The sequence below is a fragment of the Stenotrophomonas sp. CFBP8994 genome (assembly GCF_034044835.1).
Lineage (GTDB): Bacteria > Pseudomonadota > Gammaproteobacteria > Xanthomonadales > Xanthomonadaceae > Stenotrophomonas > Stenotrophomonas rhizophila_A.
This window is the reverse complement of record NZ_JAXCWT010000006.1, coordinates 230,514-257,175: the sequence shown is the minus strand read 5'-3', so window position 1 is coordinate 257,175 and position 26,662 is coordinate 230,514. Positions and strand designations below refer to the sequence as shown.

Annotated in this window: 29 protein-coding genes; 20 read left to right on the top strand and 9 right to left on the bottom strand. The window is 66.8% G+C overall.

The window, feature by feature from the left end:
* Positions 1 to 309: 309 nt before the first annotated feature.
* Positions 310 to 2,205, top strand: coding sequence for a CocE/NonD family hydrolase (locus tag SOM39_RS17320; protein WP_320459089.1), 1,896 nt, complete (start codon positions 310 to 312; stop codon positions 2,203 to 2,205).
* Between the two features lie 12 nt (positions 2,206 to 2,217).
* Here the strand turns inward: SOM39_RS17320 and SOM39_RS17315 are convergent, their stop codons facing one another.
* Complete coding sequence (locus SOM39_RS17315; RefSeq protein ID WP_320459088.1) at positions 2,218 to 3,312, bottom strand: alkene reductase; 1,095 nt, start codon at positions 3,310 to 3,312, stop codon at positions 2,218 to 2,220.
* Between the two features lie 160 nt (positions 3,313 to 3,472).
* On the opposite strand from SOM39_RS17315, the gene SOM39_RS17310 reads away from it, so the two are divergent.
* The 4 genes from SOM39_RS17310 to lldD all read left to right on the top strand — a co-directional run bounded on the left by SOM39_RS17310 (position 3,473) and on the right by lldD (position 6,451).
* A complete protein-coding gene (locus SOM39_RS17310) occupies positions 3,473 to 4,231 on the top strand; it encodes an SDR family NAD(P)-dependent oxidoreductase (protein WP_320459087.1) in 759 nt (252 codons plus the stop codon).
* 113 nt (positions 4,232 to 4,344) lie between these two features.
* Positions 4,345 to 4,803 (top strand): MgtC/SapB family protein, encoded by a 459-nt coding sequence (locus tag SOM39_RS17305; RefSeq protein WP_068852546.1) that lies wholly within the window; start codon positions 4,345 to 4,347, stop codon positions 4,801 to 4,803.
* Positions 4,800 to 5,234: a VOC family protein gene (locus SOM39_RS17300; protein WP_184123359.1), complete on the top strand. Its 435-nt coding sequence runs from the start codon at positions 4,800 to 4,802 to the stop codon at positions 5,232 to 5,234. The genes SOM39_RS17305 and SOM39_RS17300 overlap by 4 nt, the downstream gene beginning before the upstream one ends.
* A 74-nt stretch (positions 5,235 to 5,308) precedes the next feature.
* The gene (gene lldD, locus SOM39_RS17295; protein ID WP_320459086.1) at positions 5,309 to 6,451 is read left to right on the top strand and encodes an FMN-dependent L-lactate dehydrogenase LldD; all 1,143 of its coding nucleotides are present in this window, start codon (positions 5,309 to 5,311) and stop codon (positions 6,449 to 6,451) included.
* Positions 6,452 to 6,898: 447 nt separating this feature from the next.
* On the opposite strand, the gene SOM39_RS17290 is transcribed toward lldD, so the two are convergent.
* The gene (locus tag SOM39_RS17290; RefSeq protein ID WP_320459085.1) at positions 6,899 to 7,204 is read right to left on the bottom strand and encodes a hypothetical protein; all 306 of its coding nucleotides are present in this window, start codon (positions 7,202 to 7,204) and stop codon (positions 6,899 to 6,901) included.
* Between the two features lie 101 nt (positions 7,205 to 7,305).
* Here SOM39_RS17290 and SOM39_RS17285 point away from each other — a divergent pair, with 101 nt between their 5' ends.
* On the top strand, positions 7,306 to 7,800 hold the full coding sequence (locus SOM39_RS17285; protein WP_320459084.1) for a DUF1543 domain-containing protein: 495 nt from the start codon (positions 7,306 to 7,308) through the stop codon (positions 7,798 to 7,800).
* Here SOM39_RS17285 and SOM39_RS17280 read toward each other — a convergent pair.
* Entirely contained in the window at positions 7,782 to 8,474 is a 693-nt protein-coding gene (locus SOM39_RS17280; RefSeq protein WP_320459083.1) for a M949_RS01915 family surface polysaccharide biosynthesis protein, read from the bottom strand. The two genes, SOM39_RS17285 and SOM39_RS17280, sit on opposite strands and share 19 nt — an antisense overlap.
* 237 nt (positions 8,475 to 8,711) lie before the next feature.
* On the opposite strand from SOM39_RS17280, the gene SOM39_RS17275 reads away from it, so the two are divergent.
* On the top strand, positions 8,712 to 9,476 hold the full coding sequence (locus SOM39_RS17275) for a SapC family protein (RefSeq protein WP_320459082.1): 765 nt from the start codon (positions 8,712 to 8,714) through the stop codon (positions 9,474 to 9,476).
* A 66-nt stretch (positions 9,477 to 9,542) separates the two neighbouring features.
* Here SOM39_RS17275 and SOM39_RS17270 read toward each other — a convergent pair whose 3' ends face one another.
* Positions 9,543 to 10,901, bottom strand: a complete 1,359-nt coding sequence (locus SOM39_RS17270; RefSeq protein WP_320459081.1) for a CpaF family protein — start codon at positions 10,899 to 10,901, stop codon at positions 9,543 to 9,545.
* Positions 10,886 to 12,151, bottom strand: a complete 1,266-nt coding sequence (locus tag SOM39_RS17265; protein ID WP_320459080.1) for a fimbrial protein — start codon at positions 12,149 to 12,151, stop codon at positions 10,886 to 10,888. The genes SOM39_RS17270 and SOM39_RS17265 overlap by 16 nt, the downstream gene beginning before the upstream one ends.
* Positions 12,152 to 12,456: 305 nt before the next feature.
* Here SOM39_RS17265 and SOM39_RS17260 point away from each other — a divergent pair, with 305 nt between their 5' ends.
* A complete protein-coding gene (locus SOM39_RS17260; RefSeq protein ID WP_320459079.1) occupies positions 12,457 to 13,248 on the top strand; it encodes an AraC family transcriptional regulator in 792 nt (263 codons plus the stop codon).
* Positions 13,249 to 13,440 carry a helix-turn-helix domain-containing protein gene (locus SOM39_RS17255; protein ID WP_320459078.1) on the top strand — a complete coding sequence of 64 codons (192 nt, stop codon included), beginning with the start codon at positions 13,249 to 13,251 and terminating at the stop codon, positions 13,438 to 13,440.
* 276 nt (positions 13,441 to 13,716) lie between these two features.
* Here the strand turns inward: SOM39_RS17255 and SOM39_RS17250 are convergent, their stop codons facing one another.
* From SOM39_RS17250 to SOM39_RS17240, 3 genes are all read right to left on the bottom strand, one after another.
* On the bottom strand, positions 13,717 to 14,112 hold the full coding sequence (locus SOM39_RS17250; protein WP_320459077.1) for an OsmC family protein: 396 nt from the start codon (positions 14,110 to 14,112) through the stop codon (positions 13,717 to 13,719).
* A 102-nt stretch (positions 14,113 to 14,214) separates the two neighbouring features.
* The gene (locus SOM39_RS17245; RefSeq protein WP_320459076.1) at positions 14,215 to 15,075 is read right to left on the bottom strand and encodes a phosphatase PAP2 family protein; all 861 of its coding nucleotides are present in this window, start codon (positions 15,073 to 15,075) and stop codon (positions 14,215 to 14,217) included.
* A 22-nt stretch (positions 15,076 to 15,097) separates the two neighbouring features.
* Positions 15,098 to 16,765: a sensor histidine kinase gene (locus SOM39_RS17240; RefSeq protein ID WP_320459075.1), complete on the bottom strand. Its 1,668-nt coding sequence runs from the start codon at positions 16,763 to 16,765 to the stop codon at positions 15,098 to 15,100.
* Positions 16,766 to 16,982: 217 nt separating this feature from the next.
* On the opposite strand from SOM39_RS17240, the gene SOM39_RS17235 reads away from it, so the two are divergent.
* From SOM39_RS17235 to SOM39_RS17225, 3 genes are all read left to right on the top strand, one after another.
* Entirely contained in the window at positions 16,983 to 17,954 is a 972-nt protein-coding gene (locus SOM39_RS17235) for an AraC family transcriptional regulator (RefSeq protein WP_320459074.1), read from the top strand.
* 151 nt (positions 17,955 to 18,105) lie between these two features.
* On the top strand, positions 18,106 to 18,753 hold the full coding sequence (locus SOM39_RS17230) for a response regulator (RefSeq protein WP_184123369.1): 648 nt from the start codon (positions 18,106 to 18,108) through the stop codon (positions 18,751 to 18,753).
* 120 nt (positions 18,754 to 18,873) lie between these two features.
* A complete protein-coding gene (locus tag SOM39_RS17225) occupies positions 18,874 to 19,263 on the top strand; it encodes a response regulator (protein WP_249832612.1) in 390 nt (129 codons plus the stop codon).
* A gap of 13 nt (positions 19,264 to 19,276) precedes the next feature.
* Here SOM39_RS17225 and SOM39_RS17220 read toward each other — a convergent pair whose 3' ends face one another.
* Positions 19,277 to 20,443 (bottom strand): hypothetical protein, encoded by a 1,167-nt coding sequence (locus SOM39_RS17220; protein WP_320459073.1) that lies wholly within the window; start codon positions 20,441 to 20,443, stop codon positions 19,277 to 19,279.
* 131 nt (positions 20,444 to 20,574) lie between these two features.
* Between SOM39_RS17220 and SOM39_RS17215 the strand changes: the two genes are divergently transcribed.
* The 8 genes from SOM39_RS17215 to SOM39_RS17180 all read left to right on the top strand — a co-directional run bounded on the left by SOM39_RS17215 (position 20,575) and on the right by SOM39_RS17180 (position 26,659).
* Entirely contained in the window at positions 20,575 to 21,006 is a 432-nt protein-coding gene (locus tag SOM39_RS17215; RefSeq protein ID WP_320459072.1) for a hypothetical protein, read from the top strand.
* A complete protein-coding gene (locus SOM39_RS17210) occupies positions 21,003 to 21,515 on the top strand; it encodes a DUF202 domain-containing protein (protein ID WP_320459071.1) in 513 nt (170 codons plus the stop codon). The genes SOM39_RS17215 and SOM39_RS17210 overlap by 4 nt, the downstream gene beginning before the upstream one ends.
* 9 nt (positions 21,516 to 21,524) lie before the next feature.
* Positions 21,525 to 22,448, top strand: a complete 924-nt coding sequence (locus tag SOM39_RS17205; RefSeq protein ID WP_320459070.1) for a formylglycine-generating enzyme family protein — start codon at positions 21,525 to 21,527, stop codon at positions 22,446 to 22,448.
* Between the two features lie 17 nt (positions 22,449 to 22,465).
* Entirely contained in the window at positions 22,466 to 23,449 is a 984-nt protein-coding gene (locus tag SOM39_RS17200) for a SphA family protein (RefSeq protein WP_320459069.1), read from the top strand.
* 36 nt (positions 23,450 to 23,485) lie between these two features.
* Complete coding sequence (locus SOM39_RS17195) at positions 23,486 to 24,304, top strand: DUF2092 domain-containing protein (RefSeq protein ID WP_320459068.1); 819 nt, start codon at positions 23,486 to 23,488, stop codon at positions 24,302 to 24,304.
* A gap of 1 nt (position 24,305) precedes the next feature.
* Complete coding sequence (locus SOM39_RS17190) at positions 24,306 to 24,821, top strand: hypothetical protein (protein ID WP_320459067.1); 516 nt, start codon at positions 24,306 to 24,308, stop codon at positions 24,819 to 24,821.
* A 103-nt stretch (positions 24,822 to 24,924) separates the two neighbouring features.
* Complete coding sequence (locus SOM39_RS17185; RefSeq protein WP_320459066.1) at positions 24,925 to 26,037, top strand: ATP-binding protein; 1,113 nt, start codon at positions 24,925 to 24,927, stop codon at positions 26,035 to 26,037.
* 4 nt (positions 26,038 to 26,041) lie between these two features.
* Positions 26,042 to 26,659 (top strand): response regulator transcription factor, encoded by a 618-nt coding sequence (locus tag SOM39_RS17180; protein WP_068852496.1) that lies wholly within the window; start codon positions 26,042 to 26,044, stop codon positions 26,657 to 26,659.
* Positions 26,660 to 26,662 lie beyond the last annotated feature (3 nt).

The window sequence follows — 26,662 nt, the reverse complement described above, 5'->3', positions numbered from 1 at the left end:
ATAACGCCAACGGCCTGGTACCGCCTGCGCTCCACGAAGCGCAGGTGGCCTGAACGCCCCTTGAGAGTGTCCAGAAAAACTTGACCACCACAGGTTTACGGCGCCCCCCGTACCCCCATGCCCGCCGGCCCAAGCCAGGGACGCCCGCAGACCAAGGCTTTGGCTTTTGAGGCTCTGGCTTTTCAAGGCTCTGGCTCTCAAGGCTTTGCTGTAAAAGGCCGTTCGCGGCCAACCATCGGCACATATCGGCTGGGGAAGAACGGCGCTAGGCTGCGGAGGTAGGTCGCCATCACCTTCCCGGAGAGAGCCATGCGTGTTCGTGTCGTGCCTGTCGTGCTGTTGAGCCTGATGATTGCCGCCAGCGTGTCGGCGCAGACCGCGCCGATGACGCCGGATATTCCGGCCAAGGGATTCGTCACCCCTACCGCCGGTTATGACTACGACAAGCGCGAAGTGATGATTCCGATGCGCGACGGGACCAAGCTGTATACCGTGATCGTCGTGCCCAAGGGCGCGCGCAATGCACCGATGCTGTTGACCCGTACGCCCTACGACGCCGCCAACCGCGCCAAGCGCATCGATTCGCCGCATATGCGCGACATCCTCCCGCAGGGCGACGAAGTGTTCGTCGATGCCGGCTATATCCGCGTGTTCCAGGATATCCGAGGCAAGTATGGCTCTGAAGGCGATTACGTGATGACCCGGCCGCTGCGTGGCCCGCTCAATGCCACCAAGGTCGACCATGCCACCGACGCCTGGGACACCATCGACTGGCTGGTCAAGCACGTGCCCGAAAGCAACGGCAAGGTCGGCATGCTGGGCTCTTCGTATGAAGGCTTCACCGTGGTGATGGCGCTGACCAACCCGCACCCCGCGCTGAAGGTCGCCGCGCCGCAGAGCCCGATGATCGATGGCTGGATGGGCGATGACTGGCTCAACTACGGCGCCTTCCGCCAGGTCAACTTCGGCTACTTCACCGGCCAGCTGGCCAAGCGCGGCAAAGGCCCGTCCATTCCCAGCACCGGCTACGACGATTACACCACCTTCCTGCGTGCCGGCTCGGCCGGTGACTATGCCAAGGCCAATGGCCTGGAACAGCTGGCGTGGTGGCACAAGCTGGTGGAACACCCGGCCTACGACGCCTTCTGGCAGGAACAGGCGCTGGATGCGCGCATGGCCAAAACCGAATTGAAAGTCCCCACCATGTGGCTGCAGGGCCTGTGGGACCAGGAAGACATGTGGGGCGCGGTGCACAGCTATGCCGCGATGGAGCCGCGTGACACCGGCAATACGCACAACTATCTGGTCATGGGCCCGTGGCGGCACAGCCAGGTCAACTATGACGGCAGCAGCCTGGGCGCGCTGAAGTTCAACGGCGATACCGCATTGCAGTTCCGCCGTGACGTGCTCAAGCCGTTCTTCGACCAGTACCTGGTCGATGGCGCGGCCAAGGCCGATACGCCCCCGGTGCTGATCTACAACACCGGCGAAAACCACTGGGACAAGCTGCAGCAGTGGCCGCGTACCGCTGCCCAGACCAGACCGCTGTACCTGCGCGCCGGCGGCAAGCTCTCGTTCGAAGCGCCGCAGGCGGGGGAGGCCACGTACGAAGCCTACGTGTCCGACCCGGCCAAGCCGGTCCCGTTCGCGCCGCGTCCGGTGCGCTTCGCCGACCGCGATATGTGGACCAGCTGGCTGGTCAAGGACCAGCGCTTCGTCGATGGCCGCACCGACGTGCTGACCTTCGTCAGCGAGCCGCTCACCGAACCGCTGCGGATCGGCGGCGCGCCGCAGGTGAACCTGCAGGCGGCCACCAGCGGCAGCGACAGTGACTGGGTGGTGAAGCTGATCGACGTGTATCCGGACCAGGTGCCGTCGACGCCGGAGATGGGCGGCTATGAGCTGGGCGTGTCGATGGCGATCTTCCGGGGCCGCTACCGCGAAAGCTTCAGCGAACCCAAGGCGATCGCCTCCAACCAGGTGCTCGATTACAAATTCGGCCTGCCCACCGCCAACCACGTGTTCCAGCCCGGCCACCGGGTGATGGTGCAGGTGCAGTCCAGCCTGTTCCCGCTGTACGACCGCAATCCGCAGACCTTCGTGCCCAACATCTACCTGGCCAAGCCCGGTGATTACCAGAAGGCGACCCAGCAGGTGTGGCATGCACCGGGCAACGCGTCGTTCATTGCGTTGCCGGTGTACTGATGCCGAGGGCGATTACCCGGACACGCTCGGGTAATCGGTATAGCCCTTGGCGCCGCCGCCATACAGCGTGTCCGGATCGAGGTCGGACAATGCCACGCCCAGGCGCAGGCGTTCGACCAGGTCCGGATTGGCGATGAAGGCGCGCCCGAATGCGATCATGTCCGCATAGCCGGACGCGATGGCCTGCTCGGCACTGTCCTTGTCGTAGCCGTTGTTGGCGATCCACGGGCCCTTGAACTTCGCGCGCAGCGCCGCGTAATCGAACGCGATGTTGTCGCGCGGGCCACCGGTGGCGCCTTCGATCACATGCACGAAGGCCAGGCCGCCAATGGCATCCAGGCGCTCGACCGCACGTTCGAACAACGGCTGCGGCTGCGAATCCCGCGCATCGTTGGCCGGGGTCACCGGCGACAGGCGCACGCCGGTACGCTCTGCGCCGATTTCCGAAGCGATCGCGCGCACCACTTCGTCGAGCAGGCGGGTTCGGTTTTCGATGCTGCCGCCGTATTCGTCGGTGCGCAGGTTGCTGCCATCACGCAGGAATTGATCGATCAGGTAGCCGTTGGCGGCATGTACTTCCACGCCGTCGAAACCGGCGGTGATCGCATTGCGTGCGGCCTGGCGGAAGTCCTGGATCAGCGCGGGAATCTCGTCCAGGCGCAGCGCGCGCGGCTCGGAGACATCCTCGAAGCCCTTTTCCGTGAAGGTCTTGCCATTGGCGCGCAGCGCGCTGGGCGCCACCGGCACTTCGCCGTCCGGAAGCAGGCTGGTGTGCGAGATGCGGCCCACGTGCCAGAGCTGCAGCACGATGCGGCCGCCGCGCGCATGCACCGCATCGGTCACCTTGCGCCACGCATCGATCTGGGCCTGGCTGTAGATGCCGGGCGTGTCCAGGTAGCCCTGGCCGAGCGGGCTGATCTGGGTGGCTTCGGCGATGATCAGGCCGGCGCTGGCGCGCTGCTCGTAGTACTGGATGGCCAGCGGGTTGGGCACGCGGCCTTCGATGGCGCGGTTGCGCGTCAACGGTGCCATCGCGATGCGGTTGCCGACCTCGATCGCGCCGAGCCGGGTGGGGGTGAACAACGTACCGTCAGGGGACTGTGTCATGTGCGATGCCTTGGGGAAGGGAAGTCGTGCAGGGATACGACACCCAGCATAGGCCCGGGTGCGTTGCAGCGATGGGAAGCATTGTTGCGGGGCGCTGCGTGCACGTTGTGTAACGCATCCGGGGCGTAGGGTAGTGAGGTACCCAAGCAGAGGCAGTGCAATGATCGATTACCAACTCAAGGGCAAGGTTGCCATCGTCACCGGTGGCGTTTCCGGTATCGGCCTGGCCGTGGCCGAGCTGCTGGCCGATTCCGGCGCGGCGGTCGCGGTGTGGGACCTCAAGGACGACGCGGTGCAGAAGACCGCCGAGGCCATCCGTGGTCGTGGCGTCAATGCGATCGGCATCGCCCTGGACGTCACCGACGAAGCGGCGGTGGAAGCGGCCGTACAGCGCACGGTGCAGGAACTGGGCGGGCTGGATATTGCTGTCAACAATGCAGGCATCGGTGGCCCGTCGGCGACCAGCGGCGAGTACCCGGTGGACGGCTGGAAGCGCGTCATCGACGTGAACCTCAACAGCGTATTCCTGTGCCAGCGCGCGCAGATCCAGGCGCTGCGCAAGGACGGCAAGGGCGGCAGCATCATCAACATGGCCTCGATCCTGGGCCAGGTCGGGTTCGCCAATTCGGCCGCCTACGTGGCCGCCAAGCACGGCGTGGTGGGACTGACCCAGACCGCAGCCTGGGAACACGCGGGCGACAACATCCGGGTCAACGCGGTGGGCCCCGGCTTCATTGCCACGCCGCTTCTCGACAAGATGGATCCGACCGTACGCAAGGCGCTGGAAGCCAAGCACGCGCTGAACCGGCTGGGAAAGGCGGAAGAAGTGGCAGCGCTGGTGGCCTGGTTGGCCAGTGCCGACGCGTCGTTCGCCACCGGTACGTATTACGCCATTGATGGCGGTTACCTGGCCCAGTAAACACCGTGGGGCAGGGGCGGGCCCGCCCGCTCCTGCACGCCATGCTCACGCCGGATTTCACGGCACTCCCACGACGCTCACGCAAGGCTTGAGGCATTGCCGAGGAGAGCTGGATGGGACTGGAACAGGATCTGTCGATTCTGCTGCGCATCGCCGCAGCAATGTTGTTTGGTGGCGTGCTCGGCCTGGAGCGGGAGTTGGGCAAGCATGCGGCCGGGCTGCGCACGCACATGCTGATTGCCGGCGCGGCCGCGCTGATCGTCGGCCTGGGCGACAGCATCGCCGAGCATTTCCAGCAGGAGCGCTACCGTGACCTGCTGCAGGTGGATCCGGTACGCCTGATCGAGGCGGTGGTGGCGTGCGTTGGCTTCGTGGCGGCGGGCACCATCCTGCGTGGCAACCGCGATGATGAGGTCAGCGGTTTGACCACGGCCAGTTCGCTGATCATGGCCGCTGCCATCGGCATCGCGGTGGGGATCGGGGAATATGTGATTGCTATCGGGGTCAGTGTGATGTGCGTGATCGTGCTGACGGTGTTCCGTCGATTGGCAAAAAAGCTGGAGTCACCATGAGCAGCGAGCGTCCGTTCGAGATCAAACGCCTTGATCACCTGGTGCTGCGGGTACAGGATCTGCAGCGTGCGGTGGCCTTCTATCGTGACGTGTTGGGCTGCACGGTAGCGCGGGAGCGCCCGACGCTGGGCATGGTGCACCTGCATGCAGGATCCTCGATGATCGACCTGGTGAGCGTGGAGGGTGCATTGGGCAGCCGTGGTGGTCCGGCGGCCGGCGCGCAGGGACGCAATCTTGAGCACCTGTGCCTGCGCATCGAACCGTTCGACGAGGCGGCGTTGCGCGAGCACCTGACGATGCACGGGGTGGCGGTGGATGGGCAGGTCAGCAGCAACCTGGGGGCGGAAGGCGATGGCTTGTCACTTTACCTGCGCGACCCCGATGGCAACGGGGTGGAGCTCAAGGGGCCGGCCAGTCCGTGCTGCGGTTAGGCAGCCAATCCGCTGTGGGGGCGTAGATCTTTGGTCTAATGGGCGGATCGTGAACGCTTCGCCATGGTTGGACCATGATCATTTCCGCTTCCACCGATTACCGCGCCGCCGCGCAACGCCGGCTGCCGCCGTTCCTGTTCCATTACATCGACGGCGGCGCCTACGCCGAGCACACGCTGCGCCGCAACGTCGAGGACCTGGCCGGGATCGCGCTGCGCCAGCGGATCCTGCGCAACGTGGCCGACCTCAGCCTGGATGCGGAGCTGCTGGGTGAGCGCATGGCGATGCCGGTGGCACTGGGGCCGGTGGGGCTGACCGGGATGTTTGCGCGACGGGGCGAGGTGCAGGCGGCGAGGGCGGCGGCGAGCCGCGGCATTCCGTTCACGCTGTCGACGGTGTCGGTGTGCGCGATCGAGGAGGTAGCGCCGGCCATCGGTCGCCCGATGTGGTTCCAGCTGTATGTGCTGAAGGACCGCGGTTTCATGCGCAATGCGCTGGAACGGGCCAAGGCGGCAGGGGTCACCACGCTGGTGTTCACGGTGGACATGCCCACGCCCGGCGCGCGCTACCGCGATGCGCATTCGGGGATGAGCGGCCCCAACGCGCCGTTGCGGCGCATGCTGCAGGCCGTGACCCACCCGCGCTGGGCGTGGGACGTTGGGTTGCGTGGGCGCCCGCATGACCTGGGCAACATCTCCACGTACCGCGGCAATCCCACCGGGCTGGGCGATTACATCGGCTGGCTGGGCAGCAATTTCGATCCTTCCATTTCGTGGAAGGACCTGGAATGGATCCGCGAGTTCTGGACGGGGCCGATGGTGATCAAGGGCATCCTGGATCCCGAAGACGCGCGCGATGCGGTGCGTTTCGGCGCCGATGGCATCGTGGTATCCAACCATGGCGGCCGCCAGCTGGACGGAGTGCTGTCGACGGCGCGCGCGCTTCCGGCCATCGCCAGTGCGGTCAAGGGCGAGGTGGAGATCCTGGTCGATTCGGGCATCCGCAGCGGGCTGGACGTAGTACGCATGCTGGCGTTGGGTGCGGACGGCGTCCTGCTTGGTCGCGCGTTCGTCTATGCGCTGGCGGCTCACGGCGAGGCCGGCGTGGCCAACCTGCTGGATCTGATCGCGAAGGAAATGCGTGTGGCGATGACGCTGACCGGCGCGCGGAACATTCGCGAGATCAGTGAGGATTCTCTTCTCGGTTTGTCGCGCTGAAAGCGGTAACGCGGTAAAGCGGTGAAGCCTTGGTCTGCGAATTTGCCTGGCTTGGGCCGGCGGGCATGGGGGTACGGGGGGCGCCGTAAACCCATCCATGGGGGCTCTTGCGAAACATCCATGTTTCGCAAAGCCCCCGTACCCCCATGCCCGCCGACCCATTGATAGTGAGCCGGTGGCCCTGGAAAAAGCGGTGGGCAGACGCTGTTGCTGTTGCCTTTGATTTCCCCGGGCAAGCAGCCATCTGTCAAAGGCTGGCGGGGGTGGGTTTGCGGGACCGTAGAGCGCCATGGATGGCGCGAACGAGCCTACATGGACGTACTTGCGGCGTGTCCCGCAAACCCACACCCGCCGGCCAAGCCGCGAACGTTCGCAGACCAGGGCTTTTGCTTTTGCTTGTGCTCTTGCTCTTGCTCTTGCTCTGCGCCGGACGCGCTTGAACCAACATCACTCGCAGCGGATTGCAGTGATGATGTTGTCCTTGTCGAGGTAGACGCGCAGGCGGTCGGAGCGGTGGTCGCGGGTGGCGACGGTGGAGCCGGGGCCGATGGGGATGATCAGGCCGGCGCCGCTCTGCTTGAAGACAGTGCGCATGGTGGCTTCGTCGGCATTCTTGCCGATGGCCCAGGTCAGGCCTTCGGCGTGGCATTCGCCGCTGCCGGTGATCTCCGGCCCGGGCGCGGTGGCGCAGGCGGACAGGGACAGGGTGGCCAGGGCCACCAGCGGAAGCACGTTGCGCGAACGGGTCGTCATGGGTCGCTCCTGCGGTTGCCAGCCCCGACCATACCACCGCCGTGGTGGCCCCGGGGTGGGCGCCGCTACACTGGTGGCCGGGGTCGACCAAGGAGCCGGTGGTGCTGCACGTGTTCATGCTGGGGGGGCGTCATGCCCGCGCGCGGATCGAAGTCCATGACGTGGCCTTCGCCAACGTTGAACGCATCGAAGATGCATATCCGCAGCTGCGCCGGGACTGGTTTGGCGAGGCCAAGGGCCTGCATGTCGATGGCTGGTTGGCCGTCGATGGGGTCGAGGACTATCGGGTAGCGTTTGGCGACGCCGCCCCGGCGGCGGGCGAGCCCCGGCTGTTCTTCGTCAATCTGGGTGGCTATGTGCCCGGCGCACTGGGCGAGGCGCATGATTACCTGCTGCTGGTCGCGTCCGATCTGGCGGCGGCCCGGCGCAAGGCCAAGACGCTGCAGGATGCGCGGTGGGACAAGCCGCATACCGACGCGTTGCTGGAGGTGGATGACTGCATCGCCATCGACCAGGTGGGGGGCCGCCATGTACAGCTGGTGCGCGCTGCGCATGCAGGCATCCAGCAGGTCAGCGATTACATCGTGATCGGCTGAGCGCGCAGCGTCGACCACAGCGCCTCCAGGTGCTGCACGAACGCTGCCGGCGCGGTCGCCAGGTTCGCGCTGCCGTGGTGTTCGCCGCCGAAGGGCTCCTCCCCGGGCAGCGACACCCGCGTTTCACCTTCGATTCCGTAGCCGGTGCCGCCGTCTATCAGGCTGATGTGCAGCTGGTGCGGGTCGATGCCGCCCCCACAGAACGTGTGGCTGGCCAACGTGATCTCTGCCTGGCCATCGCCATCCAGGTCGGTCACGCCCACGTGCTCCAGGAACCAGCCCGCTTCCAGGTCCAGTCCGGCGCAGGGCTGGCGGATCTGACGCTGCCATTGCTTGCTCCAGGCCCCGCGCGGGTCCGACCGGGCATGCAGTTGCGCGGTCAGTACCGCGACGTCGAGCACGTTGCCGCTGTCGGCATCCTCATGGGTTTCGTCTCTTCGCTCCAGCACCAGCAGGCCTTCCCCGTGGCGGTCGCGGAAATGCACGCGCCGAAGCACGTGGTCGCCCCCCGGTAGCGGCGCCGCAGTGGCCACCGGTTCGGCAAGCAGGGTCAGTTCGTGCACCGCCACCGCCGGCCCCTGCGCGGCACAGGCGGCCAGTGCCAGGCAGGCGGCCCCCATCAGGGCAGGGTAGGGCAGGCGGAACAGGCGGGGCGGGCAGGCGGGATCGTGCATGGGAGGTCGTCGCGTAGCTGCCGTGATCATTACCCATCCCCTGCCGGCATGACCACGCACCACGTCGCGACCGGCTCGTTTAGGGGGCCCGGATTGACCCGCCCGGCCCGCGATGTTGCAGTGCAGCGAATTCACCGGGCGGTAGCCGGCTGCAAAACAGCCACGCTATAGTGATCGATCAATGCGGTGCCCGCTTTCGTGCCCGGGCTGTATGGCGCGTCGTACCTGACCAAATTCATGACTGCTGAAACGACTACTCCGCCGGCCGCTCCGGCCCAGGCTTCCGGTCCGCTGTTCTACCGCCAGCCGCTGCCGCTGCAATCGGACAAGCACGCCAACTGGCGCCTGCGTCCGGGTTCGCTGGCGTTTGCCGCCGAGACCAACGCCATTCCGGCGGTGATCGGCGAATTCGGCATGGCCGCCCAGCATTTCCCCATCCTGTTCACCGGCCAGGATGCCTCGCCGATCGTGGCCGTGGGCCTGGCCCGCCGCAACCTGTTCGTGACCGACGGCAAGTGGGCCGATGACACCTACGCCCCGGCCTACCTGCGCCGCTATCCGTTCGTGTTCGTGCAGGCCGAGGACGATAATTTCCTGCTGGCGCTCGATGCCGATTCGGAACAGGTCAACCAGGGCGTCAGCGACGAAGGCGAGCCGCTGTTCGTTGATGGCAAGGCGACCGAACTGGTCGACAACGCCATGAAGTTCTGTGCCGATTTCACCCGCGAATACGAACAGACCCGCCAGTTCAGCGCCGCGCTGAAGGAACAGGACCTGCTGGTCGAGCGCAGCATCGACGTGACCCTGCCCAGCGGTGAGAAGATGTCAGTCAACGGCTTCCACGTGGTGGACGTCGAGAAGTTCGCCAAGCTGCCCGACGCCATCGTCCTCGCCTGGCATCGCAACGGCTGGCTGGCCTCGATCCACCACCACCTGAGCTCGCTGGCGCGCTTCAATGCGCTGGTGCAGCGCCAGAGCGCGCAGGTCCCTGCCGCGGCCTGATCACGCAATGGCGTGTGAGGACAGAAAACGGCGGCCGCAGGGCCGCCGTTTCTGTCTGTCCCGGCATCAGGAACGGCTGCCCCGTGCCTGGCGCAGCTGCCGTCGGAATGCCTCCAGCTTGCTGGAGCGGGGTTGGAGGTCGATTCCGACCCAGCGGTCCTGCTCGCGGCCATCGGCATCGATCTGCAGTTCGTGATGGAACAGTTCGCGGGTGCCGATGGCGACGTCGCTGATGCCGGTCACCTCGCTGATCGACGCCACCACGCGGCGGCCGCTGCCCAGTCGCTGGACATGCACCACGAAATCAACCGCACTGGCGATCTGCCGACGCACGTTGTCTTCGCTGCCCTGGAAGCCCGCGAGTCCTGCCAGGATCTCCAGCCGTTGCAGGCAGTCGCGCGCGGAGCTGGCGCGCACAGTGGCCATGGAGCCATCGTGCCCGGTCGCCATCGCCTGCAGCATCTCGATGACCTCGGCGCCGCGCAGTTCGCCCACCAGGATCCGGTCGGGGCGCATGCCCAGGCTGCTGCGCATCAGCTCGCGGATGCCGACCGCGCCCTGGCCGTCCACGCCCGGTGCGCGGCTTTCCAAGCGCACGACATGCGGGTGCTTGAGCGTCAGTTCGGCAACCTCTTCGACGGTGGCGATGCGCTCGTCGGCCGGAATGTATCCGGCCATGGCGTTGAGCAGCGAGGTTTTCCCCGAATCGGCGGTGCCGCAGACGAGGATGTTGCAGCGGCCCAGCACCATGGCGTTCAACAGCGCATGCACGGCGGGATCGAACGTGCCCATGCGCAGCAGCTCGTCACAGGTGAACGGGGTCCTGCGGAACTTGCGGATGGAGACCACCGGGCCATCCAGCGCCAGCGGCGGGATGATCGCATTGAGATGGCCACCAGCGGGCAGGCGCACGTCCGCGATAGGGCAGTCTTCGTCCAGCCGGCGCCCCAGCGGGGCCAGGATACGGCGCAGGATCCGCAGCAGGTGGTCATCATCGGTGAAACGCTGGTTGATCGGTACCAGCTGCCCGGCCTGGGAGACATGGATATCCCGGTAGCCGTTGATGAGGATGGCATCGATGGCGGGGTCGCGCAGCAGGTCTTCCAAGGGGCCGAAGCCGGTGAGTTCCTTGACCAGCGCGGCTGCCACGATTTCCATTTCGGCGGCATTGACCGGGATGCGCCATTCCTGCACGAACCGGTCGGTCTGGGTGGTTACGTAGCGGGCTACCGTGACCGGCGACCAGGCGTCGATGTCGACCTGGCCATCCTCGATGCTGTTGAGCAGGTGCTCATGGGCAGCGGCCAGCACCCGCAGGAAGTCCTCGGACTGCGCGAACGGCACCCGTGGGTCCGCTGCCGGATCCGCCGGCACGGAATCCGCATGCGCAGCGACCGGGCCGAGCGGGGCTACTTTCTTTTCCATTGACGGCTGTCCAGGAAGCGCATGAGGGTTTCCAGCGGGGTGTGCGGCCGCGCAGGCGGCGCGGCAGGGCACAGGCGCGCCAGCAAGGGCGCGAGCGCGCGCAGGTAGGGCGCGCGGGGGGCATCGTGCAACAGCAGGTGCCCATGGTTGGCGCTGGTGCGCAGGCGTTCGCAGCAGGGCAGGGCAGCCAGCAGCGGCAGGCCGAACCGGTCAGCGATCTGGGCCGGGCCCAGTCCGCCGCCCTGGTGGTGGCGGTTGATGACCAACTGCAGGCGCGCGTCGCGGCTGCCGATGGCGTCCAGGTGTTTCAACACCTGGTCGAGTGAGACCAGCGTGCCGATCGCCGGGTCGGCGACGAGCCAGATCTCGTCGGCACCGTTGAGGAGGGAGCGGGGAACCTGGCGGACCGGAACACCACCCAGGTCGCACAGCACCGTGCCGAACACCCCGCGCAGGCGCTGCATCAGTACGGCCGGATCGGCAAGGGCACCGCCATCTCCGCTTGCCGGCTGTCCCAGCAGGTGAAGTCCGCCTTCGTGCCGGGTCACTACCGTGCGGACCAGGTTGGCGTCGATGCGATTGGCATGGCGCAGCGCATCCTCGTAGTGGAACTGGCTGTCCACGTTGAGGTACAGCGCGGCATCGCCGGCCGGATGGCCGAGATCGACCAGCAGGGTGCACGTGGCGTCGTCCTCTCCGGCGCGGGGCACGGCGAGCTGCTGTGCCATCACCCCCAGATGGGTGGCCAGCGTGCTGGTGCCGACCCCGGCGCGCACGCCCAGCAGCAGGATCAGCCGGGCCTTCGCAGCGCCCGGCGCAGGCAGGTCGGGAACATCGGCAGGCACGGCGGCGGCGCGGCGCAGCACGGCGTCGATCTCGGCGGTGCTCGCTTCCAGGTCGAGAATGTCGCGCAGGCCCGCCCGTACCGCCGCGACAATGCCATCCTCCTCCTTCGACGAGGTCGACCCGACCGCGACCAGCGGCAGGTCGGGATGACTGCGCTGGAGCCGCCTGGCCAGCTCGCTCGAGGCCTGGGCGGCCCCGCGCAGATAATCCAGCAGCACCACGCAGGGGCCGCTGCGACGATGGACGTCGAGGGCACCCGCCGGCGCGGCACTGTCCTGCCAGTGCACGCGCATGCCCACCGGGAGCCGGGCTTCGAGCAGGGCGGCCAGGTGGCTGGCCGGGGCGTAGAGAACGAGGGTCATCGGTGGCGGCCTGGGGTGCAGCAGCTGTAGGGGAGCGGCCATGGGAGGCGTCCTTGCGCGCGGGGCACGTCGGGACGATGTTCCGCCACCGCTGGCCCCGGCGGATGCACAAAATCGGCAGGGTGCTACATGCCACCCTGTGATGGCCCCATGGACATCAAGTGAATGGAGGATATTGACGCCGTGTAAACACCTTCACGCAGAAACTCCGCGAAAACACACCGATATTCTGTCCGGTAGAACCAGCGACGCATTCCGAAGGGGGGAATGCCCAGCAAACCAGGAAGGGGCCTGCACGGTGGATGGCGACCATCGTGGAGTCCACGCCAAACGGGGAAACCGCTGTCATGGCCGATGGTGAAGTGCAGGAGATTCACGGTACCGCGTTACGCCAGCATGACCTGGCGTCACTGGGCGGCGTGCTCCGGGTCTGCGAACTGGAACTGGTGCTGCTGGACGACAACGGGCCGCGCGCATCGATCCAGTCGCAGGTGCATGATGAATCGCTGTTCTGCACGGTGACCTGCGGTTTCCACTTCCGCGGACGCTTCGTGTTGCCGCCGGAATGGTGCCTGCTCGGTTTCATCCACGAGACCGACCCATCGCGAAGCTGGTGCCACGGCGTGAGCCTGGGCGCGGGTACGGCATTGACGGTGTTTCCAGAAGGCGCCAGTGAATTCGCGCTCAGTGCCGGCAGCCGTTTCAGCTTCCTGCTTACGCCCATGCACCGGGTGCAGCGCAAACTCACCGAACTCAGCCTGCGTTCGAACCTGCCTTTCGGGCAGGCACTGTCGCTGTTCGATGCGGGCGCCAGCGGTTGCGGGCTTGCCGGGCGCTACGCGCAGCTTCCCGCATGGCTTGGCGGCGCGGATCCGGCCCTGCCTGCTGACGCTGCGGCCGTGCTGGTGCACGAACACGTGCAGGCCCTGCTCGCGGCCCAGGGCCAGAGCCGGGCGGCCAATTCCCGTGCGCGCCGCGCGCACTATCTGATCTCCCAGCGCGCCGAATCCTTCATGCGGCAGAATCTGCGGCGCAACATCTACATGCACGAAATCTGCGCCGCAGCGGGCGTGAGCGAGCGTGCCCTGCGCTATGCCTTCGAGGACCTGTTCGGCACCTCGCCCAACCGGTACCTGTAGATGCTGCGGCTGTGCGCCGCATGCCGCGGCCTGTCGATGGCCGACGCCACCCGCAAGTCGGTCAAGGCGGTGGCGCTCAGCTGTGGCCTATGGGATCTGTCGCGGTTCGCCGACAACTATCGGCGCGTGTTCGGTGAGCTGCCCCGGGACACCCTGATGCGTGCGCCTGCCTCGGCGGGCATCCCGGCCTGAAGGCACGTTTCCGGCAACGTGCCGGAATTGCGCATCCACATGCCGCATTCCTCCCTCGTCTTGCCGGAACGCACGTTCGTGCTGCCGGATCAAAGCGTCTGCGCGTCCATCCCAGCGTTCTAATGACCACGAAGCGCCAACGCGTGGACAGGGCCCTGGAGGTCCAGGAGCACGCGACCGGCAGGCTTTGTCCTGGCTCGCTGTCAACCGCGGGATGTCTCCCCCGTCATCGCTCAGGGGGCAGCGAGCCAGGCCATTTTTCGCCTGCGATCCGTCTCAGCCGGCAGCCCGCTCGCTGGTGATCACCGCACCTTCGCGCATCACCAGGGTCACCGGCGTCCGTTCCACGACGTCAAGCAACCGTTGCCACTGCACGTCATCAAGCGCACCGGTGGCATGCAGCACCCGGTGGACCAGCAGGCGGTTGTCGGCGTCTCGGGAGGAGGACAGTTCGGCGCGGAACTCGCCGAGGTCCCAGCCCTTCTTCTCCGCATACATGCGCAGGGTGATGGCCGTGCAGGCCGACAGCGCCGCCAGGTACAGCTCGAACGGCGCCATGCCCGCGCCCTGTCCGCCGAGCGTGGCAGGCTCATCGGCCACCACGTGGTGTGCACCGGCCTGGATCTGGTGACGGTAGTTGGGGCCGTCGGAAACAATCCTGACCTGTGCCATGGCGCACGCTCTGCAACGGGAATGTGGGGCGCCGAGCATGCCATGCCTGCTGGCTGCGCGCAGCCTGCCAGCAGCGGGACGGTTTGTTGCCTTCGCGGGTGGCTACTCCACGCCGGGTATCTTCACCTTCAATGCGGTCGCCTCGGCCTCGCAGTCCTGGGCCACCACGCCGCTGCCGCGCAGGCTGTCGATCTCGGCACGGGCTGCCCTCATGTCCGCGTTGAAGGTTTCATTGGCGTGCAGCACCGCGACGGCGCCAGCGCCGACCGCACGCCCCTGCAGCACATCGCTCTGCCAGTGCGCGTTGCAGATCAGCCGGTTTTCGCCGAACGCACGACCGCGGGCGAGCACGGCATCGGCCTGGGCCGGGCTCAGCTCGCTCAGCAGCAGTGCCCAGGCCCAGCCGATCGAGGTATGCCCGGAAGGATAGGAGCCGTCGGTGCGCAGCGAGGCTTCGTCGGCCGGGAAGCAGGTCTTCTCTTTGTAGAACACGAATGGCCGTGTGCGCTTGTAATGGTCCTTGGCCGCGTACGTCGCCAGGCCCGCATCGACGAGGCTGCGTTGCAGCAGCAGGTAGAGGCGCGGCGTATCCTGCTGGCTGATCGGCACCCCCAGCGCGCAGGAAAACGTACTGGCCACCTGCGGGAAGCGCAGGTCGGCATCGCGGCTGGCCAGTGCGTAGCGCGGACTGGATTTCAACTTCTGCGATGCCCGGCTGGTCGCCTGGTCACGGGCAAACCCGGGCGAGCCCTTGGCGGGAGGCGGTGGCAGCAACAGCAGGCTGTCGGGCAGCGCACGTCCCAGGTAGCCGGCGGGCACGCCCGGGCGCAGCTCCGGAACGGGCGCAGGCTGCGGCGGCATTGCGGAGGGGATCAGTGCCGGTGCTGGGCTGGCCAGCGGACCGGTGGCGCAGCCGGCCAACAGCACGACGGACAGCCAGGACGCCTTGCGAAGAGCGGGCATGGGAATCTTCATCCGTAGGGTTCTACTGGCCGGCCGCACCACGCGGCGCGGCATCGCGCAGGGGAAAGCGCACCTCGATCCGCGCACCGCCGAGCGGGCTGGTGCCCACGTGCAGGGTGCCGGCCAGCAGGCGTGCGCGTTCTTCCATGCTGATCAGGCCCAGCCCGGGCGTGCGCCGCAGGTGGCTGGCCAGGATGCCCACGCCATCGTCATCCACCCGCAGCACCACGTTCTGCCCACGCACGCACACCAGCACGTCGGCCACGCTGGCGCGCGCGTGCTTGTCCACGTTATTGACCGCTTCCTGGACGATCCGGAACAGGCTCAGCTCCTGATCGTCGTTCAGGCGTGGCGCGTCCTCGATGGTGCAGCGCAGCCGCAGCCGTCCACGTGCGTTGCGTTTGATGCAGAACGCATCCAACGCACTGGCCAGCCCGGTGAAGCGCAGGATGCTGGGGTGCAGTTCGTGCGAAATGGCGCGGATGTCGTTGGACACCGACAACAGCTGGTCCTGCAGTTCCACCACGCTGGGGCGCTCGGCGGGCGGGATGTGGTTGCGCAGGGTACTGAGCCGGATCGAGATCGCGGCCAGCGACTGGTTGACGTCGTCATGCAGGTCGCGCGCGATCCGGGTGCGTTCCTCTTCCTGCACCACCAGCATCCTCCCGGTGACTTCGCCCAGGCGCGCGTACGCACGCTGCAGTTTTATCCGGTTGGACAGCTTCTGCTCGGAAAGTGCGCCCAGGAACAGCAGTGCGAACCCCGTGCACAGGGTCCAGGCCTGGCCGGTGAGCAGGTTGCGCTCGGGCGTCCAGAAGCCGAACGGTCCCATCGCTTCCAGGCCCAGCTGCATCCCCAGCACCGCGACTACCACCATGGTCAAGGATGCCCCCGCGATGCCGAACACGATCAGTGCCCAGACCAGCAGCGGAATCGGCGCCAGGGTGAGCAGCGGGGTGACCACGCCGTCCTGCCAGTCCACCGTCCACAGCACCACCAGCAGGCCCAGCAGCAGCAGGGCCAGGCCCAGCGTCTGCCAATGCCAGCCGTGGCGGCGCTCGGGCCCTTCAAGGATGCGGGCCACGTTGACCAGGGCCGGCACTATCAGCAGGTAACTGACGCTGCTGGTGAGGGCCAACTCGCGCATCGTGGCGGGCGCCAGCGCAGGACCGCGTCCACCCAGCGCCAGCGCGTACCACCACGCCCCGCACAGGGGCAGCAGCACACAGGCCAGCAGGAGGAACAGGGTCAGGTCGCGGTAGTCCTCCAGCGCAGCGCGCTCGCCGCGCCAGCGCAACAGCAGCCACGCCACCATTGCCACCATGGCGAACTCGCCCAGGCTGGCCAGCAGGCGTGGCAGTGCCGACAGCGGCACCAGCAGCAACGACAGCACGGTGCCGGCGCAGGCGGCGAGGATGCACCCGCGCCATTGGCTGCGTGGTGTGAACAGCAACCAGCCCAGCAGTACCGGGCCGGGTATCCACAGCACATGCAGCTGCGGGTTGGGGGCAAGCGTGGGCAGCCACTGGCCGAGCATGCAGCCGAGCAGGAGCGGGAGTACGTTTGTTATGAGAATGCGCACATCGAGTGGAGACGAGGTGAAGCGCTCACTCCGACGCAAGGACAAGCGGTTGCGGGCGGTGTCGGGCGGAGTCGCGCCGACCTGGTTCACCTGGCTGCTGGCCTGCACTCTGCACCTCGGGGAGATGCGCGGGATCGCCACACTGGCAATCCATGCGCCATAACGTGGTACGACTTTCGGGTGAGCAACGGACTGCGACCGGTCACGGCTGGGAGCTTTGGCGGCACGACTTGTCGCCATGTCGTAACGGCCCCACAATCGCGCCGATGAGAACAGGTTGACTCGACGCGCGCTATCCACATTCCGACGAATCCGGGAGCTGGCGATGGACGAACCGATGTTCCCCTACAGCCGTTTTGTCGTTGACGGCTTTGATGCGGACGCCCTGCTGGGGGTGGTGCGCGATACCCGCTTCGAACAGCGGCTGCTGGCTGCCGGCCACTTCCGCGCCTGCGTGCAACGCCTGGTCTTTCCCGAGTTCAGTCTGGACAGCGGCGCCTACACGCTGCCGATCTTTGCCAGTGGAAGCTTCAGCCAGGGCATGATCGCGCTGGCCCTGGCCGTCACGTGCGTGCAACCGATGTGGGCCAACGGACGCTGGATCGCAGCGGGCCAGATCATGGTGTTTGCCGAGGACAGCGAGTTGAACGTGCGCCCCAGTCCTGGGGGGTGGCAATGGGCCGTGATGCTCATTCCGCGCACCGTGCTGCAGCGGGAAGCAGTGCAGCGGGTCGGGCGGGAATTGCGGCTGCCCAAGGTGGGCTGGTACAGCCGCGCGGCGGCCCCCAGGGACGCGCGCAACCTGCGCGAAGGGGTGTTCACGGTGCTTCAGGACGCCGCCGGTTGGCAGGGGATTGTCCGGCCCGAGCAGCTGGAGATGCAGGCATCCACCCTGCTCGGGGTGTTCATCGATGCCGTGGCGGCATCCGATGGCGGACCCGAACGGCGGGGGTTGGGCAGCTGCAACGAGCGCCGCCGCGACGCCATCGTGCGCCAGGCCGAGGCCTATCTGAAATTGCAGCTGGACAATCCCTATGACAGCCGGGCGCTGTCCCGGCACCTGGGCGTGGGCGAACGCCAGCTGGAGCGTCTGTTTCGTGATGCTTACGGACATGGCCCGTGCCATTGGCACCAGCTGGCGCGGTTGAACCTGGCCCGCAGTGCCCTGCGGCATGCCCGGGGCTCGGTTGGGGTGACCGAGGTGGCGACGCGTTTCGGCTTTGCGCATCTGGGGCGGTTCTCGGTGATGTACCGCGACGTGTTCGGCGAAAGCCCCCGGGACACCCTGCGTGGCTGAACCGTTTTGAACGTCCGTCACAGTGTGAAACAACGTCACGGCGCCATCACGTCGGCACCATCAAGGTCGAATCGTTGTGCGGGGCTGGCGCTACCGCTGGCCCGCAGAGCACTTCAATCAGGGGACGATTGATGCCACGGGAGACGACAACATGCAGGTTTCGTATTCGCCGGCGGAGTGCCGGTATCGCAGGGTAGTGCTGGCCGACGACCACCGCGTGGTGGCGCAGGGCATCGAGCATCTGCTGGAGGACCGGTTCGAGTCGATTGAACTGGTGTCTTCCGGACAGGAACTGGTTGACGCCGTAAGGCGGGATCCGCCCGACGTCGTGGTGGCCGACATCAGCATGCCCGGCCTGACCGGCATCCAGGCACTGCGTCGGATGCGCGAAGAGGGCTACGAGATGCCGGTGGTGTTCCTCACCATGCATGACGAGTCGAGCGTGGCCGCCGAGGCGATCCGCGCCGGCGCCCGCGGCTATGTGCTCAAGAGTGCGGCGGGTGAGGAACTGGTGCGGGCATTGGCGGGCGTGATGGGCGGGCACACGTATGTGACCCCGACCCTGGCGGTGGATGCCATCACCAATGCGGGCCGGCAGCAGTACGTGCTGACCGACAAGCAGCTGCGCATCCTGGAGTACGTCGCGCGCGGCCTGCGCTCCAAGCAGATCGCCTACGAACTTGGGGTGTCGGTGCGCACGATCGAATCGCACAAGTACGCGATCATGCAGGAGCTCGGCGTGCACGGCACGCTGGAACTGGTGCGCAAGGCCGAACACGAAGGCCTGATCCGGCACTGAGCACCGTCTGCATACGGGCTGCGGGCAAGTAGATTTACTTGCCCGCGTCCGGTTGTTTTTCCCTTGTCCGGGGCACAGGCACGGCACACCATCAGGAAACGCGTCGACCTGGCGGGAACCATGAATGCTGCCCGTGTGCTGCTTGCCGAAGACGGCTCCGCCATGGGCCGGCAACTGCGTGGCCTGCTTGCCGAACAGTTCGAGGTGATCGGCCTGGTGCAGGACGGCGCCTCGCTGGTCAAGGCGGCGCAGTCGATGCTGCCCGACGTGGTGGTGACCGACATCGCCATGCCCGAGCTCAACGGCCTGGAAGCGGCGCGGCGGCTGCGCGTGCAGCGGCCGGTACTGGGCGTGGTGTTCATCACCGTCCACTCCGAATCGCAGCTGGTGGACCAGGCCATGGCGCTGGGGCCCTGCAGTTACGTGCTGAAGTCCGACGCGGGCGATGACCTGGCCATGGCCGTGCAGGCCGCATTGCGCGGCGAACGCTTCCTCTCGCACTCGCTGTAGGCAGATCCGTCGTTCAGATCAGCATGCCTGCCAGCTTGGCGACCAGATCGTCGACCGACATCGCCACCAGCGCCAGGGGCAGCAGTGGCGCCATGGCGGGCAGGACCATGCCCAGCAGGGTCCAGCGGGTGAACGGTACCACTGACATCGATGCGGTGCCCTGGTAAACCGCGCTGAAATCGGCGAACGCCGAGGCATCATTGTGGTCGAGCAGCGACTCGCTGCCGGCCGTGTCCTCACTGGCCGCTCTCCAGCGCTGGTCGAACGCGGCCGCCGCGCGGCTGCCCAGGGCGCTGAAACGGTACAGCGCATGCCGTCGCGCGCGGATCAGGATCGGGCTGAGCAGTACCAGCGGGGCCAGCAACAGCAGGGTCACGCCAATCACGTACCCCGCCAGCAAGTGGCGCAGCGAGTACAACGAGGCGTCGAGATAGGTCATGTGGTTGAGGCAGGCCCCGGACAGGACCAGTGCGCCAGCCGTGCCCAGCATGCTGAAACGCTCCTGGGCCATGCCCAGAAACGCCAGACCACCGGTCCGGTCGGGATGCTCGGCGTGCAGCGTCAGACCCACCGATGGCAGCCGGGCCAGCAGCATGGCCCACAGCAGGAACCGCCACAGCCACAGCAGCATGACCAGCCGGAACAGGGGCATGCCGACCCATGCATACCAGTGCCCCGCAGGCGTGGTCGCGCCGCCTTCGGTTCGCCAGTCGGGAACGCCGCTGAGCAGGCTGACCACGCCACCCTGGACGAACAGCGGCAGGAAGGCCAGCACGATGCAGGCCAGCTCCGGCCATCGACTGTCACGCAGACGTCGGATTGTAGCCAGCAGCGCCTGCAGCCGGGGCTGCCGACGTGGGTGGACCAGGCTGGCCTGGCTCAGTTGGCGCAGGGCACTGTGCAGCAGCGCATCGGCGCGCGGCGCGGCGAGTACCAGCAGCGGCAACGCCAGCAGCAGGCGGGCGAGGGTGGCGTAGTCGCCGAGCAAGGCCATGGCGTGTGGCTGCGGCAGCAGCATACCCTGCGCGCTGGCCAGCCCGACCAGGGGAAGCAGTGTCACCGCCACCAGCAGGGCGGCAAGCCACCACGACAGGTGCCGGCTGCCATGCAGTGCGCCGCTGGCGTGCAGCAGGCGGTGCACCAGTCCACCGCGCATCAGTGAGTAGCTGTCCTGGCTCATGCCGGATGAGCATACCCTCGAGGCATACCGTTGACGGCGCAGTAAAAATACTGAAGCCGGTGCAGTACCTATCCCGATGTGCGCTTACGCTGTCACCGCCAAGCTGGAATCCTCTGCAATGGAACCCGGCGATGCTCCTGGCCATCGATTTCCTGACGCGCTTCTGGACAGACATGATGGGTCGTGCGGACGGTCCGATGACGTTCCGGTTTTTCCTGCAGCCGACCATGGCGCTGATCACCGCGCTGATCGACGGCATCCGTGCCGCGAAGGCCGGCAAGCCGCCCTATGCATGGCTCATCGCCCACAGCAGCGGCGGTGAGCGCCTGGCCACGTGGCGCGAAGGCGTCACCGCAACGACGCGGATCCTGTTGCTGGGGGTGGTCATGGATGTGATCTACCAGGTCCGCGTGTACGGCGGCTTCCGCTACCCGCTGGAAGCGTTCGTGCTCGCGGTCCTGCTGGGCTTCATTCCGTACCTCATCCTGCGTGGCCCCTTCACCCGCCTGGCCGGCTATTGGCTGCGGCGCCACCCCCACCACGGCAAGAGTTCCCGGCCATGACCGAGAAAGATCCGGCGAAGGCACTGTCCGACCGCGCCATCACCATCGAGCAGGCGCGGCAGACGCTGGGCGGCACGGACCAGGCATCGCTGGAGCTGTCCTCGCGGCGCACCGGCATGTCGTTCCAGCGCACGCGGATGAGCGCCGACCGCACGCTGATGTCGATCATCCGCACCGCGCTGTCGCTGATCGGATTCGGCTTCACCATCTACCAGTTCTTCGGCCACATGCTGGAGACGCCCGGCGTGACCCTGCGCCCGCACGCCCCGCGCAACTTCGGCGTGGCCCTGGTCGCACTGGGCATGGTGATGCTGACCCTGGGCATCGTCTACCACCTGCGCTACATGAAGGAGCTGCGCAGCGAGCGTGCCCTCATGATGGGCGAAGGCCTGATCCACGGCGAAAGCCACTACCCGATATCGCTGACCCTGATCACCGCCGGCCTGCTCTGGCTGCTTGGCCTGCTGGCGATCGTGAGCATGACCTTCAATGTTGCGCCTTTCGGCTGAGGGGAAGAGATGAGTGTCGTGGCCGATACCATGATCGAGATCGACGGCGGGGTCTTCCTGATGGGCTCCAACGACCATTACCCGGAAGAGCGCCCCGCGCACAAGGTGCGGGTGGGGCCGTTCCGGATCGACCGCTATCCGGTCACCAACCGCGAGTTCTCGCGCTTCGTCAGCGCCACCGGTCATGTCACCGCGGCCGAGCGGCCGGCCGATCCCCGCGATTACCCGGGTGCGGATCCGGCGCTGCTGGTGCCCTCGTCGGTGGTGTTCGTGCAGCCCTCCGGCCCGGTGGACATGTCCAATACCCACAACTGGTGGCACTACGTTGCAGGCGCCAACTGGCGCCATCCGCGCGGACCCTTTACCCAACTGGACGGCCTGGATGACCACCCGGTGGTCCATGTGACCTTCGCCGATGCGCAGGCGTACGCGAAATGGATCGGCAAGGACCTGCCCACGGAAGCGGAGTGGGAGTACGCCGCACGTGGCGGCCAGGAGCCCAGCGAGTTCGCCTGGGGCGACAGCCTCACCGTGCGCGGGCGCCACCAGGCCAATACCTGGCAGGGCGAGTTTCCATGGATGAACGTGGAAGAAGACGGTCACCGCTGGACCTCGCCGGTGGGCAGCTATCCGCCCAATGGCTACGGGCTGTACGACATGATCGGCAACGTGTGGGAGTGGACCAGCGACTGGTACCAGCAGCATGACCGGCTGCAGAGCAAAGCCTGCTGCGCGATCGACAACCCACGCGGCGGCGAGCGCCAGCGCAGCCACGATCCGAACGATGGCAGCGCGATCCCACGGCGGGTGATGAAGGGTGGCTCGCACCTGTGCGCGCCCAACTATTGCCGCCGCTACCGTCCGGCCGCACGGATGGCCCAGCCGATCGATACCTCCACCTGCCACGTCGGCTTCCGCTGCGTGGAACGATGACCCACGAGGTGATTGCCATGCCAGCCCCTTCCGCCTCCCTCTATCGCCGCAGCTGTCTGGCCACGGCCGTGCTGCTTGGCACGCTTGCACTGGTCGCCGCGTTGCCCGCGCACGCGGTCGAAGGCGGGTTGGGACGTTCGATCACCGGCATGCAGATCACCTCCTACGTCGGCGTGATTCCGCCGGAGCCTGGCATGCAGTGGTCGCTGAGTTATGTGCAGTACGATGGCAAGATCGGCGCCAGCCGACCGGCGCCGATCGCGGGGCAGGTCTCGCTGGGGCTGGAGGGGGATGTCAGCCTGTGGGCCGCCAGCGGCGTGTACGTGTGGCCGACCAGGACCGGCCGGTGGAACTTCGCCAGCATGCTGACCGTGCCCTACATCGATGCCGATGTCACCGCCAACCTGCAGGGCCCGCTGGGCAACCAGGTGCGTGTGCAGGACAGCGCTTCGAATCTGTTCGACGTGTACTTCGCGCCGGTGATCGCTGGTTTCCACATCAACGAAGTGCAGCACCTGTCGTTCGGCCTGTATGTCTACGCGCCCACCGCCAAGTACACGCCGGGCAAGCTGGCCAACCCCGGCCTGAACGTCTGGACCGTGTCGCCTGCCGCCGGCTACACCCATCTGTTCCAGAAAGGCACGCTGGAATTCAGCGTGCTTGGTGGCATGGACTGGTACAGCCGCAACGATGACACCGACTACAAGAACGGCCTGGTCCTGCGCACCGACGCGCTGCTGGTCAAGCGCACCGCCAGTGGCTGGGGGTTCGGCGCGGCCGCCGGCTGGCTGCAGCAGGTGCAGGACGATGAAAGCGACCTGGCCGACCGCCTCGACGGCTTCAAAGGTCGTTCGTTCGGTGTCGGGCCGGTGCTGACCTACGGCAAGAAATGGTCCGGCGGTGAGCATGTGGATGTTTCGTTCCGCTATCTGAGTGAGTTCAGCGTGCGCAACCGCTTCGAGGGTGATCCCTGGAGCGTGTCGATCAGCGCGGGTTTCTGAGCCGCGCGTTTCCCTTTCCTTCTCCGGAGGCATGCAATGGCGACCCCTGCAATCTGTATTGCCCGCACTGCCTGCCTGCTGATCGCTGGGCTGGCGGGCGGCGCGCTGCCGCTCGCGGCGGCACCGGCGCGCACGCCGCCGGCCACCGCGGACGCCGGCGAGCGCGATCCTGAAGCGCTGGCGGCGCTGGATCGGATGGGTGCGGCGTTGCGTGGACTCAGACAGTTCTCGCTGACCTCCGATGCAAGCACCGAGGTGGTGCTGGAAGACGGCCAGAAGATCGAGCTGGACGGTGTGGTGACCTACAAGGTCAAGGCGCCCGACCAGCTGTTCCTGGAACTGCGCAGCGACCGCCAGTTGCGGCAGCTGTTCTACGATGGCAAGGCCTTGACGGTGTACTCGCCGCGGTTGAAGTACTACGCGCAGGTGGACGGGGTAGGGGCCACGCTGGGTGAACTGGTCGACCAGGCCGCTCTCCGCTATGGCATCGAAATGCCACTGGCCGATATGTTCCTTTGGGGTACCGACAAGGCGCCCACGTCCGCGATCCGCAACGCATTGCACATTGGCGGCGGTACCGTGGACGGTGAGCCGGTGGAGCAGTACGCGTTCAAGCAGGATGCCGTGGACTGGCAGGTGTGGATTTCCAAAGCGACCTCGCTGCCGAAGAAGCTGATCATCAACTCCCTGGATGACCCGGCCCAGCCGCAGTATCGGGCCCGCCTGAACTGGGATACCGGCACGGCGGTACCGGCTAGCGCGTTCCACTTCACCCCGCCGGCCGACGCCGCGCGGATAAAGCTGGTGCCGGTCGAGGTTGCCGTGGTTACCCCCGATGCCGGCCAGGAGAACTGACATGCGCACCCTGCTCAAGACCCGCACCCCTGTGTTGACCTGCGCGGGTAGCCTGCTGGTCCTGCTGGCGGTGGGCATCGCGCCGGTCAACGCGCAGCACGGCCACCGCGGCGGCGGCGCGGCCCGCGCAAGCGCGCACGCCAACATCAACCGGCCGGTACGCCCGCAGGGCGGCGGCACCCACCGCGATGTCAACCACAACGCAAACCGCAATGTGGACCGCGACGTCAACCGGAATGTGAACCGGAACGTGAATCGGGATGTCCATGTGGACGTGGACTACCACGACGACCACTGGAACCGCTATGACGACCACCCGTTCGCGACGGCGGCGGCGGTTACGGCGGGCGTGGCGGTGACCTCGGCGGTGATCGGCTCGATCGTGAATTCGGTGCCGCCCAGCTGTGTGACCACCGTCATCAATGGCATGGCCTACCAGCAGTGCGGCAGTACCTGGTATGAGCCGCGGTACAGCGGTACCACGGTGCAGTATGTGGTGATCAATCCGCCCCGGTAAGCGTGATGCGTCATCGGTGTGCGGCTGCGTTGAAGGGGGTGGGTCGAAGGAGGGTCCACATGCACGGTTCACTGCACGCTCACGGGCCTCGGAGGCCAGAATGGTGACGCTTACGCCACACCCGGAACCGACAACGCGGGACCAGGTCAAACTGCGGGCGGTACTGAACGCGCTGCCACTGGCTTTGCTTCTGGTCGACCGGCATTGCGTGGTGCGTTATGCCAACGACCGTGCGGCGACGGTATTCGGCTACGCGCCGGGTGAGATCGAGGGCCGGCCGCTGGTTGCGCTGGTGCCGGATGCCACCGGTGCCATCTGGTCCTGCAGCCATCGCACCGACCCCGTCGCCGCGCGTTGCATGGACCGTGACGAGCATGGCCTGCGTCGTGATGGCCAGGCGTTTCCGGTGAAACTGCTGTTCAATGCGGTGGAACTTGATTGCGGATGGCAGGGCATGCTCGCGGTTGCGGACCTGACCGCGCAGCGGCATGCCGAGCAGGAGCTTGCGGTGGAGCGCGAAAGCATGGCGCACATGTCGCGGGTCACCCTGATCGGTGAGATTTCGGGCTCGCTGGCGCATGAGCTCAACCAGCCGCTGGCGGCGATCCTGAGCAATGCCCAAGCCGGCCTGCGGATACTGCGCCGCGACCCGGGCGCGATCGGCGAGATCCGCGAGATCCTGCAGGACATCGTCGAAAACGACCAGCGCGCCGGCGAGGTGATCAGCCGCCTGCGCGGCCTGCTGCGGCGCGAAACCCGGACGCTCGGCGCGCTGATGGTCAACGACCTGGTGCATGATGCGCTCCGTGTGATCCGCAACGACCTGATCAACCGCGGTGTCGAGTACCGGCTGGACCTGTCGGTACCGTTCAGCCGGGTCCAGGGTGATGGGGTGCAGCTGCAGCAGGTCCTGCTCAACCTGATCATCAATGCCTGCGATGCCATGGTCGACAGCCCACGCCGGGTGCTGACCGTGCGCACGGACGGCTCGGTGCCAGGGACCATCCGGATCGAGGTGCGCGACACCGGCCCCGGCATCGCGGCGGAGCGCATGGACACCATCTTCGCCCCGTTCCACAGCAGCAAGCCCAACGGCATGGGCATGGGCCTGGCGATCTGCCGCACGCTGCTTCGGGCCCACGGTGGCGAGATCAATGCCCGTAACCTGCCCGAGGGCGGCGCCTGTTTCTACATCGACCTTCCTTTGATGGAGTAGTGCCATGAGCCCTGTCGTGCACATTGTCGACGATGACCCGCGCGTGCTTGCCGCGCTGGGACGCTGCCTCCGCGCCGATGGGCTGGAGGTGACCCTGAGCGGCTCCCCGGACGAATTCCTGGCCCGGTACGATGCCGACACCGCAGGGTGCGTGGTGCTGGACCTGCACATGCCCGGGATGGACGGGCTGGCGTTGCAGCAGCTGTTCGGAGAACGCGGCCAGGCGCCGGTGATGATCTTCGTCAGCGGCGATGCGGATGTTTCCAGCTGCGCCCAGGCAATGCGCGCCGGCGCGGTGGATTTCCTGACCAAGCCGGTGGATGCAGCGGTGCTGCTGGAGGCGGTGATGCGCGGCATCGACGCCGATGCCTGCGCACGGATCCGGCGCAGTGGCGAGCAGGGCGCGGTGCAGCGCTACCAGTGCCTGACCCCGCGCGAGCGCCAGGTGCTGCCACATGTGATTTCCGGGCGGTTGAACAAGCAGATCGCCGCCGACCTGGGGATTTCGTTGAAGACCACCAAGGTGCACCGCAGCCGCATCATGGTGAAGTTCGGCGTGCGTTCGGTGGCCGCGCTGGTCCGCCTCGCCGAACTGGCCCACGTCGATCCCGGCGGCGGATGAAAG

Bases quoted from the DNA above. Each gene is read 5' to 3' on its own strand.
- SOM39_RS17220 (WP_320459073.1), bottom strand. From the start codon at position 20,443: ATGAGCCAGGACAGCTACTCACTGATGCGCGGTGGACTGGTGCACCGC.
- SOM39_RS17230 (WP_184123369.1), top strand. From the start codon at position 18,106: ATGCAGGTTTCGTATTCGCCGGCGGAGTGCCGGTATCGCAGGGTAGTG.
- SOM39_RS17235 (WP_320459074.1), top strand. From the start codon at position 16,983: ATGGACGAACCGATGTTCCCCTACAGCCGTTTTGTCGTTGACGGCTTT.
- SOM39_RS17320 (WP_320459089.1), top strand. From the start codon at position 310: ATGCGTGTTCGTGTCGTGCCTGTCGTGCTGTTGAGCCTGATGATTGCC.
- SOM39_RS17255 (WP_320459078.1), top strand. From the start codon at position 13,249: ATGCTGCGGCTGTGCGCCGCATGCCGCGGCCTGTCGATGGCCGACGCC.
- SOM39_RS17275 (WP_320459082.1), top strand. From the start codon at position 8,712: ATGACTGCTGAAACGACTACTCCGCCGGCCGCTCCGGCCCAGGCTTCC.
- SOM39_RS17215 (WP_320459072.1), top strand. From the start codon at position 20,575: ATGCTCCTGGCCATCGATTTCCTGACGCGCTTCTGGACAGACATGATG.
- SOM39_RS17180 (WP_068852496.1), top strand. From the start codon at position 26,042: ATGAGCCCTGTCGTGCACATTGTCGACGATGACCCGCGCGTGCTTGCC.
- SOM39_RS17205 (WP_320459070.1), top strand. From the start codon at position 21,525: ATGAGTGTCGTGGCCGATACCATGATCGAGATCGACGGCGGGGTCTTC.
- SOM39_RS17260 (WP_320459079.1), top strand. From the start codon at position 12,457: ATGGCCGATGGTGAAGTGCAGGAGATTCACGGTACCGCGTTACGCCAG.
- SOM39_RS17315 (WP_320459088.1), bottom strand. From the start codon at position 3,312: ATGACACAGTCCCCTGACGGTACGTTGTTCACCCCCACCCGGCTCGGC.
- SOM39_RS17195 (WP_320459068.1), top strand. From the start codon at position 23,486: ATGGCGACCCCTGCAATCTGTATTGCCCGCACTGCCTGCCTGCTGATC.
- SOM39_RS17245 (WP_320459076.1), bottom strand. From the start codon at position 15,075: ATGCCCGCTCTTCGCAAGGCGTCCTGGCTGTCCGTCGTGCTGTTGGCC.
- SOM39_RS17225 (WP_249832612.1), top strand. From the start codon at position 18,874: ATGAATGCTGCCCGTGTGCTGCTTGCCGAAGACGGCTCCGCCATGGGC.
- SOM39_RS17310 (WP_320459087.1), top strand. From the start codon at position 3,473: ATGATCGATTACCAACTCAAGGGCAAGGTTGCCATCGTCACCGGTGGC.
- SOM39_RS17265 (WP_320459080.1), bottom strand. From the start codon at position 12,151: ATGGCCGCTCCCCTACAGCTGCTGCACCCCAGGCCGCCACCGATGACC.
- SOM39_RS17300 (WP_184123359.1), top strand. From the start codon at position 4,800: ATGAGCAGCGAGCGTCCGTTCGAGATCAAACGCCTTGATCACCTGGTG.
- SOM39_RS17190 (WP_320459067.1), top strand. From the start codon at position 24,306: ATGCGCACCCTGCTCAAGACCCGCACCCCTGTGTTGACCTGCGCGGGT.
- SOM39_RS17305 (WP_068852546.1), top strand. From the start codon at position 4,345: ATGGGACTGGAACAGGATCTGTCGATTCTGCTGCGCATCGCCGCAGCA.
- SOM39_RS17200 (WP_320459069.1), top strand. From the start codon at position 22,466: ATGCCAGCCCCTTCCGCCTCCCTCTATCGCCGCAGCTGTCTGGCCACG.
- SOM39_RS17270 (WP_320459081.1), bottom strand. From the start codon at position 10,901: ATGGAAAAGAAAGTAGCCCCGCTCGGCCCGGTCGCTGCGCATGCGGAT.
- SOM39_RS17250 (WP_320459077.1), bottom strand. From the start codon at position 14,112: ATGGCACAGGTCAGGATTGTTTCCGACGGCCCCAACTACCGTCACCAG.
- SOM39_RS17280 (WP_320459083.1), bottom strand. From the start codon at position 8,474: ATGCACGATCCCGCCTGCCCGCCCCGCCTGTTCCGCCTGCCCTACCCT.
- lldD (WP_320459086.1), top strand. From the start codon at position 5,309: ATGATCATTTCCGCTTCCACCGATTACCGCGCCGCCGCGCAACGCCGG.
- SOM39_RS17210 (WP_320459071.1), top strand. From the start codon at position 21,003: ATGACCGAGAAAGATCCGGCGAAGGCACTGTCCGACCGCGCCATCACC.
- SOM39_RS17290 (WP_320459085.1), bottom strand. From the start codon at position 7,204: ATGACGACCCGTTCGCGCAACGTGCTTCCGCTGGTGGCCCTGGCCACC.